Raw genomic sequence first — 14,291 nt, 5'->3', positions numbered from 1 at the left:
TAGTAATCCATATTATTCAGATTCAGCAAAGTTTGTCAATTCTTCAAAAACCCCAATTCATAAACCATGGGCTGCAGTTTTTCGGTGAGCGTTTTGTATGCTTCCTCAAAGGGCTTAAAGCTCACCGGTGCAAAATCGCCGCTGGCGTTGCGTGCCTGTAGCGCTTTGCGCACCTGGTACCAGCCTACATCGGGACGGTTCAGTTTTAGTTCTTCACGTACGCTGTGCACATCGGTATGGGCAAAATAGGCCTGCCATAAAAGCTTGCCTTTTTCCAGCACCGCTTTTGCTTCTTCCGAAAACGTTTTTCCTGCCATGTACTGCACCATAAAATCCGACTCGAAACGGCCAGGGGCGTTCACTTCTTCTTCGGTGTAGGGTATAAAATGGTTTACAATGCTCCATGTTTTGCCGTTCCATTGCAGGCCGTTGGCGCTGGCGGTGAGGTTGCTGCCATTGAACAGCATCCATACCAGACAATCGTTTTTAAACTCATCGGTAAGTGGCTCCGTGGGTTGCAGAAACTGGTCGCGGTCGTTGAGCCAGGTGGGTTTTACCAAACGGCGTACAGAAAAAACAATTACTGCCTGCCAAATATTATCGGGATTAATAAATATTCCATGTCCACCATTAAAGCCAGAAGAAAATAACGCTGTTCTTGGCGCTTGTTGAACATCATTACTATTACACCAAAGAAATGCTATTGCATTATCTGACCATTTTGTCCCTCGTAAGTCTTTTGTTGCAGTAGCTGGAGTAATTGTGTTTTTTAATGGGATTACTTCAGTTTTATTCGTCTTTGGTCGTTCAATCCAATTTGTTAACAGTTGTGCATCAGGAACGATATAAAAACACTTCTCACCGATAGGATGAACATTTTTATCGAACACTTCTGTCGTAATTTCATTTAAAACATTTTTACTTATTAAGTTTTGATTTGTTCCCCATACTAAGAAACCAATTGGAAAATCTCCTTTTAATCCATCAAATGATTTACTGTGTACTACGAAACCACCAAGATAATTTGCATTCCACACAGTACGAAAATCATTCATTGTAGGTGAATTGACATATTTGAGTTTACTAAACATTGCTAAAGTTGCAGTTGGAATTTCTTTTGCAACTCTTGCAACAAACTGCGTAAATAATTCATTACTTGCTTTTCCATATTCCTTCATACCAGTTGCAGCAAATTTAGTTTTTGCAACACCAACTTTACTGGCATCAGCTGCTCCGCTCGTATTTATATTTTCTGAGCTTGTTGCCTCCGCATACGGCGGATTAATCAAAACTAATATTTTTTTGCCATCACTTATGGCTTTACGCAGGCTTTCAGGCATTTTGTTGGTAAGTGTGTAATCTATGTTGCCATCATCGGTAATATCATCGTTCAGATAATCGTACTGGAAACGGGTGGCGGCTACGCAGGTTTTGGTGGCGAGCATCACATCCACATCGGCCTGGTCGAGCGTGCTCATATAAATGTTGCGCGGGTTGCTGTGCTTCACTTCGAGGTTGCCCACGCCGCAGCACATGTCCCAAACAATATATTCTTTCTGCCAGTTGTTGCCCAGGGTTTCGGCCAGCTTGTCGTAGGCCTTGTCCACCACATGGAGCGGCGTATAGTAAGCGCCTTTAAAACTGCGTTCATCCAAAGGTATCAGGCTGTCGCGCCGTTCGAGCAAGTAATTGCGGTATTCGGCTTTGGGCGGGCGGTGGTATATAGCCCAAAAACGGCGGTAGCCTTCTTTGTTTCCCAGTTCGTAAATTTTCCCGCCCAGGCTAAACACGGGCGCATTGTTTTTGTGCAGCAGTTCGGCGGGCAGGTTATCGTGCGTGGCCACCGTGCCGTCGCTCATAATGTCGGCAAAAAACAGCAGGGCATAATCTTCTTCGGCCACCCCTGTTATTTCGCGGCCTATCATCATCACCCATTTGTCGAAAACCTGCTTGAGGTTGTCGGGTGTAATTTGAGTGCGGATAATATCACCGTTTTTAATAGCATTTTTTATGGTGCTGATAAACTCTTCTTCGTGGGTTTCAATTTTAAACGAAACAAAGTAGGTGCCGATATAGGCCGAAATAGCATCCAGCGCTTCCTGCGTATAACTGCTGGCCGATTTTCCCCATTTAATAGTTTTCTTTTCGAGGAAAGGCAGCACATCGGCGCTTTTCATAATGGCCGCCTTTTGCGTATCTATTACGCACAAAAAAGGAGGGATGTATTCACCTTTGTCCAAAGCCTGTTGCACATAATGCATAAGCTGCGTGAACATGGCATACGTAGAATGTTTGGCCGAATCTTTGGCTTCGAACCATATTTCCTTGGTTTGTATGTCGATCAGGTTTTTCTGATATTCTTTCAGACCAAGCGCTTTGATATAAGCGTCTTTCACGTCTTCCTCGCTGGTGGCTTTCTGTAGTTTTTCGTAAAGGCTCATAGCGTGTTTTAATCAGCAGATGTTGTTATGACTTTGCATAAAATTATTCACTCCAAATATACATATTTATCACTACTGACCGGGTAAATTTTTATGCAAATACTCAAAGGCCGATTATATCTCGTTCCTACGGAACTAATGAAGAAATGATGTTTCTTTTGTTTTTACCGATATTTTGTCCCTAACGGGACAATCTCATCTGGATTAAATATCTGCGAAAATTTGCGTAATCAGCGGGAAAACGCTCCCGCAGTCCGCCATGGCGGACCGCAGATGTGCGCAGATACTTTTTTTTCTCACAAAAATAGTATTATACTTACTAATTTTTAATAGCACAACAGGTTATAATTAGTGTTACTTTACACACTAACCATTTATGGATTTACAAGCGTTTTCAAAATCCCCGACATCGAATTTGTTCTTGTCGAGACCCTCATAATATCTCATAATATTTCCATTCCATAGTAGTATAACACCCGGCGTGTCAGCATTTAACCCCAATAGTTGCCAGAAAACAGGAACCTCCAGAATAGTGTATGGATAATAAAAATTAGCTTCTTTTAAGAAGCCAGGAATCAGTTCTGCTTCTTCGTTCATAAAGAAAATATATATAGGCGGGAGTTCTGTTTTTTTTGATAATGCAGAAAGCTCTTTTGCTGTATATACACAGTCTTCGCAGCCAGGGGAGAAAAAACAAAGTACTTTCTTTCCTTCATCAAGGTTGACTTTTTCTTTACCAAAAACCTTGTATTTCCCAAACCTTGATTTAGGTTCGACCGGCATACTTTGTTGAGCAATGTTGTCTGGTTCTATTGCGGATTTTTCTTTTAGGATAGTTGTATCTTGTGTTTTTTGCTCTGTAATGTTTAAAAAATTTGTATCGTTTGATATAGATTTGCCATTAATTGTATCAATATTATAAACTTGTTGTTTTTCTTCTTGAAATTTTTCGCAGGGGCAGAAAGGAAACAACACAAATAATAAAAGTGCTGAAAATACTACACCCAGAAGCAGGTAAACAAATCTGTTATGGCCTTTTTTTCTGTCATGTATTATTCTGTGTAAATATATCAGCAAGGCAATGCTGATAATATTTTTAATAAGTGCCTCCAGCGGCGTCATAGGTATCAACTGTCCGAAACAGCCGCAGTTGCCACTCATAGCACCATGATGGTATATCTCAATGGATAAATGAATACTAAAAGCTACAAGCAGCAATATAGTTGCAGGAATAACAATCATCCTTAGGTAATGAGGCTGCAATATCAGAATGGCAACAGAGATCTCGAAGGATAACATGAACCTTGCCAGGTAGGGCGCATAACACCACGACGTGATTCCCAAATCAACAAGCTGTTTTTCAAAAGCCCATACGGGAAAAAGTTTGGCAATACCTGAAACCACAAACACTAAGGAAATCAGTATCCTTATTATCCATGGTATGTATTTTTTAATCTTCAAAATTTGGACTTTGAGTGTTATGGAGCAATTTTTCCTTTAATAATTAATATAATGAATGGTTTGCCGGGGTCGTTTACGGTCAACAAAATAGTTCGCTTTTGTTCACCTGTTTGCCCTGTAGTGTTAAATTCGATGCTTATTTTTCCGCTTTCTCCTGATGCCAGGGATGATTTCCCTTCCAAATATACTTTGCAGTCTTCTCTGTAAGGCACGGCTTTTCTGATATGAAGCATATCCTTCCCTTTGTTGGTAAATTCAAATGCCTGCTTAACAGTTTCGCCCTGTTTAACCGTGCCATAGTCTAATATTTCGGATGTAAAAACTATCGCAGCAGCATTTTTCCTTTGTTCCGGAGTGAGCTTGGAAAAGTCGTCGTTAATGGTTGCATTAACAGAAAGCTTTTTCTCAGGATTTACGGAGTCGTTTGTAACAAGCAATATGGTGTCTGAAACAATTCCGTACTCGTTTTTTTTGGGGGCATCATAAGTAATGTAAATCTTACCTCTCTGTTTTGGGGCAATTGTTGTTGGTTTGGCATGACATGCTATGAAGGGCGGTAGGTTTTTAAAGGACAATGTTATAGGCTTATACGATGGGTTATACAACAGCAATGAATCTTTTTTTATTTCCTTGTTGGTGATGTTTTTCAGGTAAAAGCCATTGGCAGCCATCATAATGTTTCCATTCCTGACAGGGAAGGAGTCCAGCAGGGTTTTAACTTTAGGTATCACATCCCCTTTAATACTAAGTGTAAGTTCAGGAGTGGAAGCGTTGGAAAATACCCATAATGATTTTTCGAATTTTCCCGGCCTGCGGTACGGGTCATAAAAAACTTTCACAATGCCTTTTTGAGAGGGAAGTACAGGCGTTTTATTCCAGTCTGCTGTTATACATCCGCAAGAAACTTTTACGTTACTAATAAGTAATGTGTCTTTCCCGGTATTTGTAAAATTAAATACAGCCATTACTTTGCCGTTTTCTTCTTTCATCTGCCCGTAATCATGCATGAGCTTATCAAATGTGATAATTGCCTTATTCTGCCCGTATGTGAGGGTTGCAAACAACATGAATATAAAAAAAGTAAGTTTTGTTTTCATAACCTGATGCTTTTTATGTTGTTTTTTTAATGAAATTAAATTATCATTTTGACTCAGTGTTTTCATTGAGAGACTGATTCGGCTTATCAAAAAACGTGCAAAAATAACGATTATTGTTACAATGTCACCTGATGCTTATCGGTAAAATACTTCTTTCTGAACCAAAAAGCTACGTTCACAAGTCCTATCATCACAGGCACTTCCACCAGCGGGCCAATCACGGCAGCAAACGCTTCTCCCGAGTTCATGCCGAATATAGCAATGGCAACGGCAATAGCCAGTTCAAAATTGTTGCTTGCAGCCGTAAAAGAAAGTGTAACGCTTTGCCCGTATGTTGCGCCTATCCCTTTGCTCATATAAAATGAAGAAAAGAACATTACTACAAAATAAATAAGCAGAGGAATTGCTATCAACACCACATCAAGAGGAATTTTAACTATGTATTCGCCTTTAAGCGAGAACATCACAATAATGGTGAAAAGTAATGCAATAAGTGTCAGCGGGCTTATTTTGGGGATGAATTTAGTATGATACCACTCTTTGCTTTTTATTCTTATTAGTATGAATCTGGTCAGAAATCCTGCAATAAACGGAATGCCAAGGTAAATAAATACACTTTGTGCTATCTGACCGATGGTAATCTTTTCAACAGCATCATTGGTTGGTATGCCAAACCAACCTGGTAATATGGCAATAAAAAAGTAGGCATATACCGAGAAAAACAACACCTGAAAAATAGAGTTGAACGCCACAAGTCCGGCGGCATATTGTGTGTCGCCTTTGGCAAGGTCGTTCCATACAATAACCATGGCAATGCAGCGAGCCAGTCCTATCATAATGATGCCATACATGTAAGGCAGGTTGGCATTATTTTCACCCGGAAACAGTTTGAAGAAAATGATGGCAAGAGCAAACATTAGCACCGGGCCAATGAGCCAATTCTGAACCAACGAAAGGCCAAGCACTGTCCAGTTACGGAACACATCGCCAAGCTCTTCGTATTTCACTTTGGCAAGCGGCGGATACATCATTACGATCAACCCGATGGCAATGGGGATGTTTGTGGTGCTGCCGGGTGATGATTTCAACGACTCCCAGAAGTCGGCAATTACAGGAAAAAAATATCCTGACACCACGCCAAACGCCATAGCCAGAAATATCCAGAGAGTTAAATAGCGGTCCAAAAAATTTAATCGTTTTTCAGATGGCATAGTATAATTTCTTTGATTAATAAATTTGTAAATTTACTTAACAGCAATCACTTTTTGTCCCAGAGCAATCGCAGCTGGGCTCTGAACCACGCATTATTCCATTTATAATACCAGCTACACAGCCAACCCCTGATCTGACGCTTATAGCTCCTTCAGGGCAATTTTTTTCACAGGCACCGCACTCCATGCACTGGTCTTTATTTTTTATAAAAGCTTTTTTCTCGCTGAACCCAAATACCTCATGCGGGCAAACCGTGATGCACATCTTGCAGCCGTTGCATTTCTGAAGGTCGAGTTCGAGTGTTACGACATTTTTTAAATAGGTTAATTGTTTCATTTTATATAAATCTTGTTATAAACCAACCGATAAGTCCAATAGCTGCAGCTATAATCTGCAACGGCAACGATAGTTTCATCTCCTTTCTTACACCAGAAAGGGACGTGAAGGTTGATGAACCCGTAAAATTCATGGCAAGGAAGGCTGAAATGGCACCCACAATCAGGAACCATGAGATTTTTTCAAAAATTGAGCTTCCCAACAAATTCAGAAATAAAAATAATATAGCGATAAGCCAACCTACCGTGAGGCCTTTTAAAGAAAATCTTTTAAAAGGTATCCAGGGCAGAAATGCCGGAGTTAAGACACATCCTGCCACATAGGCTGCCATTAAATTTATCACAGCCCTTCCACCATTCGACCATGCAGCATCAATAGAGTATCCGTGAGAGTTTAACCCGGCCAGTATAAAAAATACGGCAGGGACAAGCAGCAGGTAATATTTGCCGTAGGTTAATTCGACAGGGATCAGTTTGATCCTTTCCCGCAAGGGAAACTTCACATTTCGCATTTCCGGTGTTGCTTTGTATCCTGAATCAGCGAAAGTTTTTATTTCCGCTGCACGCACGGGGCCATAAATTACTTTAAAACCTGTTTGGGTTTTTACTTCATGTGCTGATATTCCTGTTGCTCCTAACTGCGGTACTATCACTGCCTGATGATCAATAATTTTATCAAGCTTATGTGCCCGTATCCTGTATACCAGCTCACGTGTCCCGAACGTTCCTTTTCCGGCGGCGCACCACACATTGACTCCCTTTGTGTCAAGCACAAGTATCCAGGCATTCATGCCGTCCAGGGCGCGGCGCAGATGGTCGAAACTTAATTTAAAATTAGCGGTTACATAAACTTTTGATGTTGAATAGGGGGAGCCTGTAGCATATAATCCCGGCCGTACCTGGTAATTGTTTCTGCCAAAGGACCAGCGTACTTTAATCGTACTCCAGACATCCTGCCGGCTCCATTTGGTGGAAACACTTGGCACTTCTCCGTTTGGGGTAGTGATGGTACCGTTGATGAATCCTGGTTTCACGTATTTTATAGTGTTATCAGTAAGTAAAAGCCTATTACGATCATGATAATCCCTCCGAAATATTTCAGCACTTTTCCGGCTTTTTCAAACGTCCTTGATGTTTTACCCAATCCCAGACCGACACCGATAATTATCACGGCAAATGTCAGCCCGTAACCAAGTGCGTAGGCAACCATCAGCAACATTCCCCAAACAAAACTACCTTTCACAAAAGAAACGGCCAGTATAATTGGAAACACCGGGTTGCAGCAGCCGCTGCAAGCTAGTGTTAGTCCGCCTACGGTCAGCCCGAACAGGATGGATGCGAGGGTTCCTGTCCTTTTCCTTTCCAAATTTAGTTTGACTCCCGGCATTTTAAATGGAAGGAAATCCATAGTTAGAAGCCCGAAAAATATGGAGATCAACCCGGCAGCAATCTTCCAATAATTGCCAAACGAAACACTAATCAGTTCGCTTGCATAACCAATAATGCCGCCAAGTGCAGCCATTGAAATGACCATCCCGATAAGGAAAAACAAGGTGTTTAGCAGGACGGTTTTTGTCTTTCCTGTCGAACCAAGTGTCCCCGAATACCCTGCAACAATTCCGATCACCGAATAATTACAGGCACACGAAAACACGCTTAATATGCCGAATATAAAAACGGCTGTCAGCACGGTGAATCCTGCCTGGTCAGAACTTAATGTTTGTTGTATCCAGTCTTCCATTATTTTTTACCGCCCGGGCAGCATGGTTTTCCCTGTGAAGGATTGGTAATTTGCACAATATTTACTTGCGAAGCTGTATCACATTTTCCGGATTGTTTTCCACACAATGTGGTATCACACTTTTGTTCGGTAACTTCATTACTTTTACCCGTGACCTTAATAATGATAATTGCGCTGGCAGCCAGGAAGACTAATATAAAAAGTAATTTTGCCCAAAGCCTGCTTTTCTTTGGCTGGCAACATCCGCTGTCGCATCCGCAATCAATTCTTTTATCATTCTGATTTTCCATCTTTTTTTGATTTTATTTTTTTTTAATTATATTTATTTCTATTTTTCTGTTTGTATATTTTCGATATAGAACTGTTGGAAGTGTTTCTTTATTTCGTCTCTTACCCTTCTGTATACATTCATAATTTCTTCTTCAGTTCCTTTGGAAGCGGACGGATCATCAAATCCGATATGAAGGCGATGAGTTACTTTCCCTGTGAATATAGGGCAAACTTCTTTGGCGCCATCACAAACTGTTATCACATAATCAAAAGTTTCTTTAATAAATATATCCACTTGTTTGGGATAATGGTTGCTTATGTCGATACCAATCTCTGCCATTGCTTTTACTGCATAAGGATTTACTTTCTGTTCGGCTTTAGTACCCGCCGAAAATACCTCCATGTTATTGTCAATTGACTTTAAAAACCCTTCAGCCATCTGACTTCTGCAAGTGTTCCCTGTGCAAATGATTAAAATTTTCATAATGTGTTTATTTAGTTCTCGGTTTGAGCTGGCATACACACGAACCATCCAGCTTTTCTTTTGGGTTTATTAATAAAGGTAAGCCGTCTCGTTCCCATTCAACCAAGCCGCCTGCCAGATTTGCAATGTTTTTAAAATTTTTTCCGGCAAGAAATATCATAGCTTCCTTGCTTCTGAGACCGGCAGAATCAGCAATAATTAAGGGTTTGTCGCTTGGTAATTCACTGAACTTTTCTGTAATCTGGCTATTAGGTAAGAAAATTGTTTTAGGTACGTCAAACTGTTTGTATCCCGTTAGTTCTTCTTCCCTCACATCAACAAGAATTGCATTATTTTGAGTTTCGTAATAGGCTTCTTTTGAAGTAAGGTTTAAAAAACCTGCAGATTGAAACCCTGAAGATGCAAAAAATAATTTATTGTAGATATTCATTTCTTACAATTGTTTTATCATAAGCGAAATTATCAAAATTCAACATACTCCAAATTAGATTTATTCAATAACATTGCCTTTAATAGATAGCGTTACTGTTCCTGTTTCGGCATTTGATATTACAGTAATAGTTTTACTTATAGTACCTACTCTTTTTGTATCATAAACCACTTTTATTGCCCCTGTTTGTCCCGGCAAAATCGGATCTTTTGGCCAGGTTGGCACGGTGCATCCGCAAGACGATTTTACATTGCTCAATATCAGGGGCTCTTTGCCAGTATTTTTAAAAGTGAATTCGCAGCTTCCGTCAGCGCCTTTTTTTATGGTGCCGTAATCATGTTCTGTTTTATCGAATTTAATTTCTGCTAAGCTGGTGTTATTTTCATTTGACTGGCCATAAGTATTTATTATTGCAACCAAAAAAAACAATAACAACCCGATTAATTTTGAAGTTTTCATATTTTAATTTCTTTTAATTTAATATTTCACTTGGGATTTTGCGTTCTTTTATCAAATCACTTAATTTCCCGTCTGTTAATTTGATTTTAAGGTTGCCGAATTCTGCTGCCAGAGGACTGTGGGTAACCATTAGTATCGTGATTTTTTCATCATTATTAATCTTCTTCAACAACTGAAGTATATCCGTTGAAAGGTTGGGATCGAGATTTCCGGTAGGTTCATCCGCAAGTATCAGCGATGGAGAATTCACTAAAGCTCGTGCGATGGCTACTCTTTGTTGTTGTCCTGCCGAAAGTTCCTGAGGAAGGTGATTTTTTCTGTTTTCAAGTCCAACTAATTTGAGCAGATCAAGAGCTTTTTGAAATTTCTGTACTTTTTTAAGTTTAGAAATGGCCAGAGGCAGCATAATGTTTTCAATGGCAGTTAGATAAGGAATCAAAGCAAAACTCTGCATGACGAACCCGATATGATTTTTTCTAAAATCTGATAGTTTTCGGTCAGAAGCAGTGGTCACATCGAAATCCTGTATCTTAATTTCTCCTGAAGTTGTTTTGATCAAACCGGCGAGAGATAATAGTAATGTTGTTTTGCCCGAACCGGAAGCGCCTGTTATTGTTACAAAATCACCTTCATTCACTTCAAAACTAACATTATTCAGTGCATCCACAACGCCATCCTTGTGCTCATACTTTTTACATAAATTTGTTGTCTTTAGTATCATGTTAAATCTCCTGCATATTTTTAAAAGGTTCAATTTTTCCGGCAAGATAAGATGGGATCAATGCTCCTAATAAAGAAACACCGATGGATATTGCCAGTGAAATTCCGATAAGGCTTGCAATAGGTTTTACAGGTAACCCTGCCAGTTCAGGCCCCAGCCAAACTCCTGCTAAAGTGCCAAGTATGTAACCAATGATTCCTCCGATTATTCCTAAAATAAATGCTTTAGATAACATCATACGGTAAATCACCGTTTTGTTAAAACCTACCATACGCAGCATTCCGATTTCCTTACGGCGTTCATTGATGTTTGCCCACATGAAATTGCCAATGGATATGCCGCCTACAAAGATGATAATGATCAAAAATATCATGGAAACCTTGTTCATCATTTTGTTTGTTTCAATTTGGGTGGATACGATTTGTCCAATGGTTGTTATTCTTGTGTCGGGTAGCACATTGCGTAACTTTCCAAGAAGCCCGTCAGATATGGCATTACAGCACCCCATGATCTCTATGGCGCTCACCTGTGCGGGAATTTTCAGCAATTCCTGTGCCCTATGAAGATGGATGAAAACCCTGTCATCGTCAACAGTTCCTGTTTCATTAAGTACCCTTGCAGCAATAAATTTTTGTCCCAGTATTTCTAATTCATTTCCGTCTTTCACATTTAGTTTCTTTGCAATGGATGACCCTATAAGGCATTCGCCATTTCCTAAAGATTCAATAACTTTACGCTGTAATTTTTCGTCTTCATATCCATTGCTTTTATTTGCTGCATTATCAGGAGCACAGCTTGCCATCAGGTTATTTCCCAATAACCCTGATTGCTGCCACATCGGTTTGGAAGTGATTTCGTTTATTGGCAAAATACCGGTCAGTACAACATTCTCATTTCCGATTTTGATTCTGCGTGTGAGTTTCGGAGATAAGTTATCAACCCCTGCAAGGTTGGAAGAGATAATTCTATCCACATATTCCTCGGGCATAGTTGGGGCATCAATATCTGCAGAGTAATAATTATCCACATTTGAAGCTTGTGGTAAAACCATAATATTTGCGCCAAGGTTATCCAGGTTCACTGCGACTGCTTTCTCAGATACAACGGAGATAGACCTGATACCCACAATAACAGCAATGCCGAGTACAATTGCAAGCAAGCCGGAAATCAACTGCGACTTGTGTTGTTTGAACTCAAGCCAAACGAGCTTTCGAATATTCATAATATGTAGTTTTTTGATTATTTTACAGGCCCGCAACTACTTTTACCACCACATGCCCCGGGAGCACATCCCCCGGTTTTAATAACTTTATTTGCAGATGATGTAAGTGCTGTTTCAAGTACAATGCCTTCATATTTATCTGTGATCTGTCCCGATGCATTTGCAACAACGGTAATAGTCTTATCATTAATAGCGGTAACTCCTATCTGTTTTAGAAAATCGGTTTCTTTGCTATCGTTAAAATCAAATTCTACAACACTTGGTTTATTGGGCATCTTGGTACTTGTTGCCTTACAATTTGCCAGCACCGTAGTTTTATCTGTCAATCCTTTTTTTGATACAACAATGAATACAGGCCTTTTTTCAGATACTGCCAACAATACTTCTTCTTTCTTTGGGCTTGGGATAGACTGTACAAGCAAATCCGCAGTAGCTTGTAATGCAGGAAAACCCGCTACTGCAATACCCCTTGGTGACAGCACAAGGATAAAAGGGACTTGCACAAACCCGATTCCAAATTTTGTAACTAAATCGCTGTTGGCTGCATCATCTTTGTTCATTTGTATCACTACTGATTTTGGCACTTTTGCCTTTGCACCATTTGCAATAGTAAGCGCTTTATCTACACCAGTTGCACCGGTTCCGGTAATAACCAAAAAAACGGATTTCCCCTCTTTTTTTGCTTTATCCAGTTGTTCTTTTACTGAAAGAACAGGCATACTTGTATTGCTATTGTTGTATTTAGCAAATGATTTTGCATGTCCATCATAAGTTGATGCTGCAATAAAAAGAACAACAACACATGCACTTATTAGTGTTGAAGAAATTCTGAATGTTTTCATTTTTTTGTTTTTTTTGTTTAACGATTATTTTATTTATATTTATTAATTTCACTTATTGATTATTGCATATTCAAGTTGTAATAGAAAATATTATAATCATCATTTCGAAATCAACCGCATCCTTTACTACCCGGAGTGCATCCACTACCAGGAGCGCAGCCACTTTTTTGTATTACTTTGTTTGCTGCCGTGTTAAGCTGGTTTACAGTCGGTTTAGTCGTAAAAGTCCCTGTTATCTGTCCCGCAGCATTTGATACCGAAACAATTGTTGAACCATTCATGGAATTGATTCCTATCTGGCCTAAAAAAGCTTTTTCTCCCTGATCATCAAAATCAATTTCCACTATGGCAGGTTTTGTATTATTTCTTTCACTGGCTTTTTTACAATTTGCAAGTGCATCTTCCTTATCTGAAAATTTTTTTTGTGATATAATTATAAAAACGGGCCTTTTTTCGTTCAGCGCAATATAAACTTCGTCTTGTTTGGGCGAAGGAATTGATTTTATTATCTGTTCTGCAGTCATCTGGGCAGGTTGTCCGCCCGCTACAGGAATACCCAAGCGCGAAATTACAAGGATAAATGGCAATGGAACTGTTGATATCCCAAATTTATTGACCAGTTCGTTGTTTTCAGATTTATCCCTGTTCAAAGAATAAACGAGGGAGTTGCTTAACCTGGAATTGGCATCATTTACATTTGCTGTTGCCTGTTCAACACCTGTTGCACCAGTACCTGTGATAACAAGAAAAACAGCTTTACCGTCGTTTTTTGCTTTTTCAAGCGCATCAGTCGTCACGCCCGGAGGTAGTTCTGTATTCAGTTTGCCATCTGTTTCGGAGTCTTCTTTTCCTTCTCCGCGGTTTTCATTATCCGAGTTTGAATTGCCGCAAGAAAACATGGCAAATAATAACAGATAATAGGGGATTTGTTTGATTCTTTTCATTTTGTATTTTTAATGTTATTTATAAAATTTCAATCGCATTGACACATAAATGAACTTATAGTGCTGTCAAAAAAATTATTGAAGGTTTGTTTCATTTCTGCAAGTTTTTTCATATCCAGACAGTAATGGATTTTTAAGCCGTCAATAGTTCCCTGTATGATTCCCATTTCCTTCAGGTCTTTCAGGTGTTGGGATACTGTTGGCCGGCTAATGGGTAAAAAATCAGAAATGTTTCCTGTACGAATTTCATTCTTCTCAGCTAATAACTGAATTATTGCTATTCTTGCCGGATGTGACAGAATTTTTCCGAACAAGGATATCGCTTGCTGTTCGTTATTGAACTCTTCAAATTTGTTGTTTGTCATACCTTAATGTTTAATGTAGCAAACATACGACATTGTTTTGATGTGGCAAATTTTCTTGGGTTAAAAAATTGTTAAAGAAATTAACTATTTGATTTACAGGCGAGAAACGCTTTTGTTATTAAATTTAATCAAAAAATAATTTGCGGTTGATACTATCTGCATATTTTTTAACATCATAATTAAGGTATTCATTTTCAATTTTTTAAACCAAGTATTTTTGTTGTTTTTTCTGTTGCTTTCTGAATGTATTTCATATGAGTGCGATAA

General features: G+C 39.3%; 16 protein-coding genes. All 16 read right to left on the bottom strand.

Features of this window, described 5'->3' with window-relative positions:
* Nucleotides 1-35: 35 nt before the first annotated feature.
* Nucleotides 36-2,441 carry a hypothetical protein gene (locus M0R16_11865; protein MCK9613569.1) on the bottom strand — a complete coding sequence of 802 codons (2,406 nt, stop codon included), beginning with the start codon at nucleotides 2,439-2,441 and terminating at the stop codon, nucleotides 36-38.
* Nucleotides 2,442-2,807: 366 nt separating this feature from the next.
* Nucleotides 2,808-3,902: a DoxX family protein gene (locus tag M0R16_11860; protein MCK9613568.1), complete on the bottom strand. Its 1,095-nt coding sequence runs from the start codon at nucleotides 3,900-3,902 to the stop codon at nucleotides 2,808-2,810.
* 17 nt (nucleotides 3,903-3,919) lie between these two features.
* Nucleotides 3,920-4,999: a DUF1573 domain-containing protein gene (locus M0R16_11855; GenBank protein ID MCK9613567.1), complete on the bottom strand. Its 1,080-nt coding sequence runs from the start codon at nucleotides 4,997-4,999 to the stop codon at nucleotides 3,920-3,922.
* Nucleotides 5,000-5,115: 116 nt separating this feature from the next.
* The gene (arsB, locus tag M0R16_11850; protein MCK9613566.1) at nucleotides 5,116-6,210 is read right to left on the bottom strand and encodes an ACR3 family arsenite efflux transporter; all 1,095 of its coding nucleotides are present in this window, start codon (nucleotides 6,208-6,210) and stop codon (nucleotides 5,116-5,118) included.
* A gap of 37 nt (nucleotides 6,211-6,247) precedes the next feature.
* Nucleotides 6,248-6,547 (bottom strand): 4Fe-4S binding protein, encoded by a 300-nt coding sequence (locus M0R16_11845; protein ID MCK9613565.1) that lies wholly within the window; start codon nucleotides 6,545-6,547, stop codon nucleotides 6,248-6,250.
* A 1-nt stretch (nucleotide 6,548) separates the two neighbouring features.
* The gene (locus M0R16_11840) at nucleotides 6,549-7,580 is read right to left on the bottom strand and encodes a hypothetical protein (GenBank protein ID MCK9613564.1); all 1,032 of its coding nucleotides are present in this window, start codon (nucleotides 7,578-7,580) and stop codon (nucleotides 6,549-6,551) included.
* A 5-nt stretch (nucleotides 7,581-7,585) separates the two neighbouring features.
* Entirely contained in the window at nucleotides 7,586-8,287 is a 702-nt protein-coding gene (locus M0R16_11835) for a cytochrome c biogenesis CcdA family protein (GenBank protein MCK9613563.1), read from the bottom strand.
* A complete protein-coding gene (locus M0R16_11830; GenBank protein MCK9613562.1) occupies nucleotides 8,287-8,577 on the bottom strand; it encodes a hypothetical protein in 291 nt (96 codons plus the stop codon). Before M0R16_11830 ends, M0R16_11835 begins: the two co-directional genes overlap by 1 nt.
* 38 nt (nucleotides 8,578-8,615) lie before the next feature.
* Nucleotides 8,616-9,041 carry an arsenate reductase ArsC gene (locus M0R16_11825; protein MCK9613561.1) on the bottom strand — a complete coding sequence of 142 codons (426 nt, stop codon included), beginning with the start codon at nucleotides 9,039-9,041 and terminating at the stop codon, nucleotides 8,616-8,618.
* Nucleotides 9,042-9,048: 7 nt separating this feature from the next.
* Nucleotides 9,049-9,471 (bottom strand): rhodanese-like domain-containing protein, encoded by a 423-nt coding sequence (locus M0R16_11820; GenBank protein MCK9613560.1) that lies wholly within the window; start codon nucleotides 9,469-9,471, stop codon nucleotides 9,049-9,051.
* Between the two features lie 60 nt (nucleotides 9,472-9,531).
* Nucleotides 9,532-9,930, bottom strand: a complete 399-nt coding sequence (locus M0R16_11815) for a DUF1573 domain-containing protein (GenBank protein ID MCK9613559.1) — start codon at nucleotides 9,928-9,930, stop codon at nucleotides 9,532-9,534.
* A gap of 13 nt (nucleotides 9,931-9,943) precedes the next feature.
* Nucleotides 9,944-10,651, bottom strand: coding sequence for an ABC transporter ATP-binding protein (locus tag M0R16_11810; GenBank protein MCK9613558.1), 708 nt, complete (start codon nucleotides 10,649-10,651; stop codon nucleotides 9,944-9,946).
* Between the two features lies 1 nt (nucleotide 10,652).
* Nucleotides 10,653-11,873 (bottom strand): ABC transporter permease, encoded by a 1,221-nt coding sequence (locus M0R16_11805; GenBank protein ID MCK9613557.1) that lies wholly within the window; start codon nucleotides 11,871-11,873, stop codon nucleotides 10,653-10,655.
* A 17-nt stretch (nucleotides 11,874-11,890) separates the two neighbouring features.
* Complete coding sequence (locus tag M0R16_11800; protein ID MCK9613556.1) at nucleotides 11,891-12,715, bottom strand: hypothetical protein; 825 nt, start codon at nucleotides 12,713-12,715, stop codon at nucleotides 11,891-11,893.
* 110 nt (nucleotides 12,716-12,825) lie between these two features.
* The gene (locus M0R16_11795) at nucleotides 12,826-13,659 is read right to left on the bottom strand and encodes a hypothetical protein (GenBank protein MCK9613555.1); all 834 of its coding nucleotides are present in this window, start codon (nucleotides 13,657-13,659) and stop codon (nucleotides 12,826-12,828) included.
* Between the two features lie 29 nt (nucleotides 13,660-13,688).
* Nucleotides 13,689-14,024, bottom strand: coding sequence for a metalloregulator ArsR/SmtB family transcription factor (locus M0R16_11790; GenBank protein ID MCK9613554.1), 336 nt, complete (start codon nucleotides 14,022-14,024; stop codon nucleotides 13,689-13,691).
* Between the last annotated feature and the right edge of the window lie 267 nt (nucleotides 14,025-14,291).

This window comes from Bacteroidales bacterium, from assembly GCA_023228145.1.
Lineage (GTDB): Bacteria > Bacteroidota > Bacteroidia > Bacteroidales > CAIWKO01 > CAIWKO01.
The sequence above is the reverse complement of the archived record's forward strand: the minus strand, read 5'-3'. Positions and strand labels throughout refer to the sequence as shown.

What these genes read in the sequence shown, in the direction of transcription:
- M0R16_11865 (MCK9613569.1), bottom strand. Translation starts at nt 2,441, where the DNA reads ATGAGCCTTTACGAAAAACTACAGAAAGCCACCAGCGAGGAAGACGTG.
- M0R16_11855 (MCK9613567.1), bottom strand. Translation starts at nt 4,999, where the DNA reads ATGAAAACAAAACTTACTTTTTTTATATTCATGTTGTTTGCAACCCTC.
- arsB (MCK9613566.1), bottom strand. Translation starts at nt 6,210, where the DNA reads ATGCCATCTGAAAAACGATTAAATTTTTTGGACCGCTATTTAACTCTC.
- M0R16_11845 (MCK9613565.1), bottom strand. Translation starts at nt 6,547, where the DNA reads ATGAAACAATTAACCTATTTAAAAAATGTCGTAACACTCGAACTCGAC.
- M0R16_11835 (MCK9613563.1), bottom strand. Translation starts at nt 8,287, where the DNA reads ATGGAAGACTGGATACAACAAACATTAAGTTCTGACCAGGCAGGATTC.
- M0R16_11830 (MCK9613562.1), bottom strand. Translation starts at nt 8,577, where the DNA reads ATGGAAAATCAGAATGATAAAAGAATTGATTGCGGATGCGACAGCGGA.
- M0R16_11825 (MCK9613561.1), bottom strand. Translation starts at nt 9,041, where the DNA reads ATGAAAATTTTAATCATTTGCACAGGGAACACTTGCAGAAGTCAGATG.
- M0R16_11820 (MCK9613560.1), bottom strand. Translation starts at nt 9,471, where the DNA reads ATGAATATCTACAATAAATTATTTTTTGCATCTTCAGGGTTTCAATCT.
- M0R16_11815 (MCK9613559.1), bottom strand. Translation starts at nt 9,930, where the DNA reads ATGAAAACTTCAAAATTAATCGGGTTGTTATTGTTTTTTTTGGTTGCA.
- M0R16_11810 (MCK9613558.1), bottom strand. Translation starts at nt 10,651, where the DNA reads ATGATACTAAAGACAACAAATTTATGTAAAAAGTATGAGCACAAGGAT.
- M0R16_11805 (MCK9613557.1), bottom strand. Translation starts at nt 11,873, where the DNA reads ATGAATATTCGAAAGCTCGTTTGGCTTGAGTTCAAACAACACAAGTCG.
- M0R16_11800 (MCK9613556.1), bottom strand. Translation starts at nt 12,715, where the DNA reads ATGAAAACATTCAGAATTTCTTCAACACTAATAAGTGCATGTGTTGTT.
- M0R16_11795 (MCK9613555.1), bottom strand. Translation starts at nt 13,659, where the DNA reads ATGAAAAGAATCAAACAAATCCCCTATTATCTGTTATTATTTGCCATG.
- M0R16_11790 (MCK9613554.1), bottom strand. Translation starts at nt 14,024, where the DNA reads ATGACAAACAACAAATTTGAAGAGTTCAATAACGAACAGCAAGCGATA.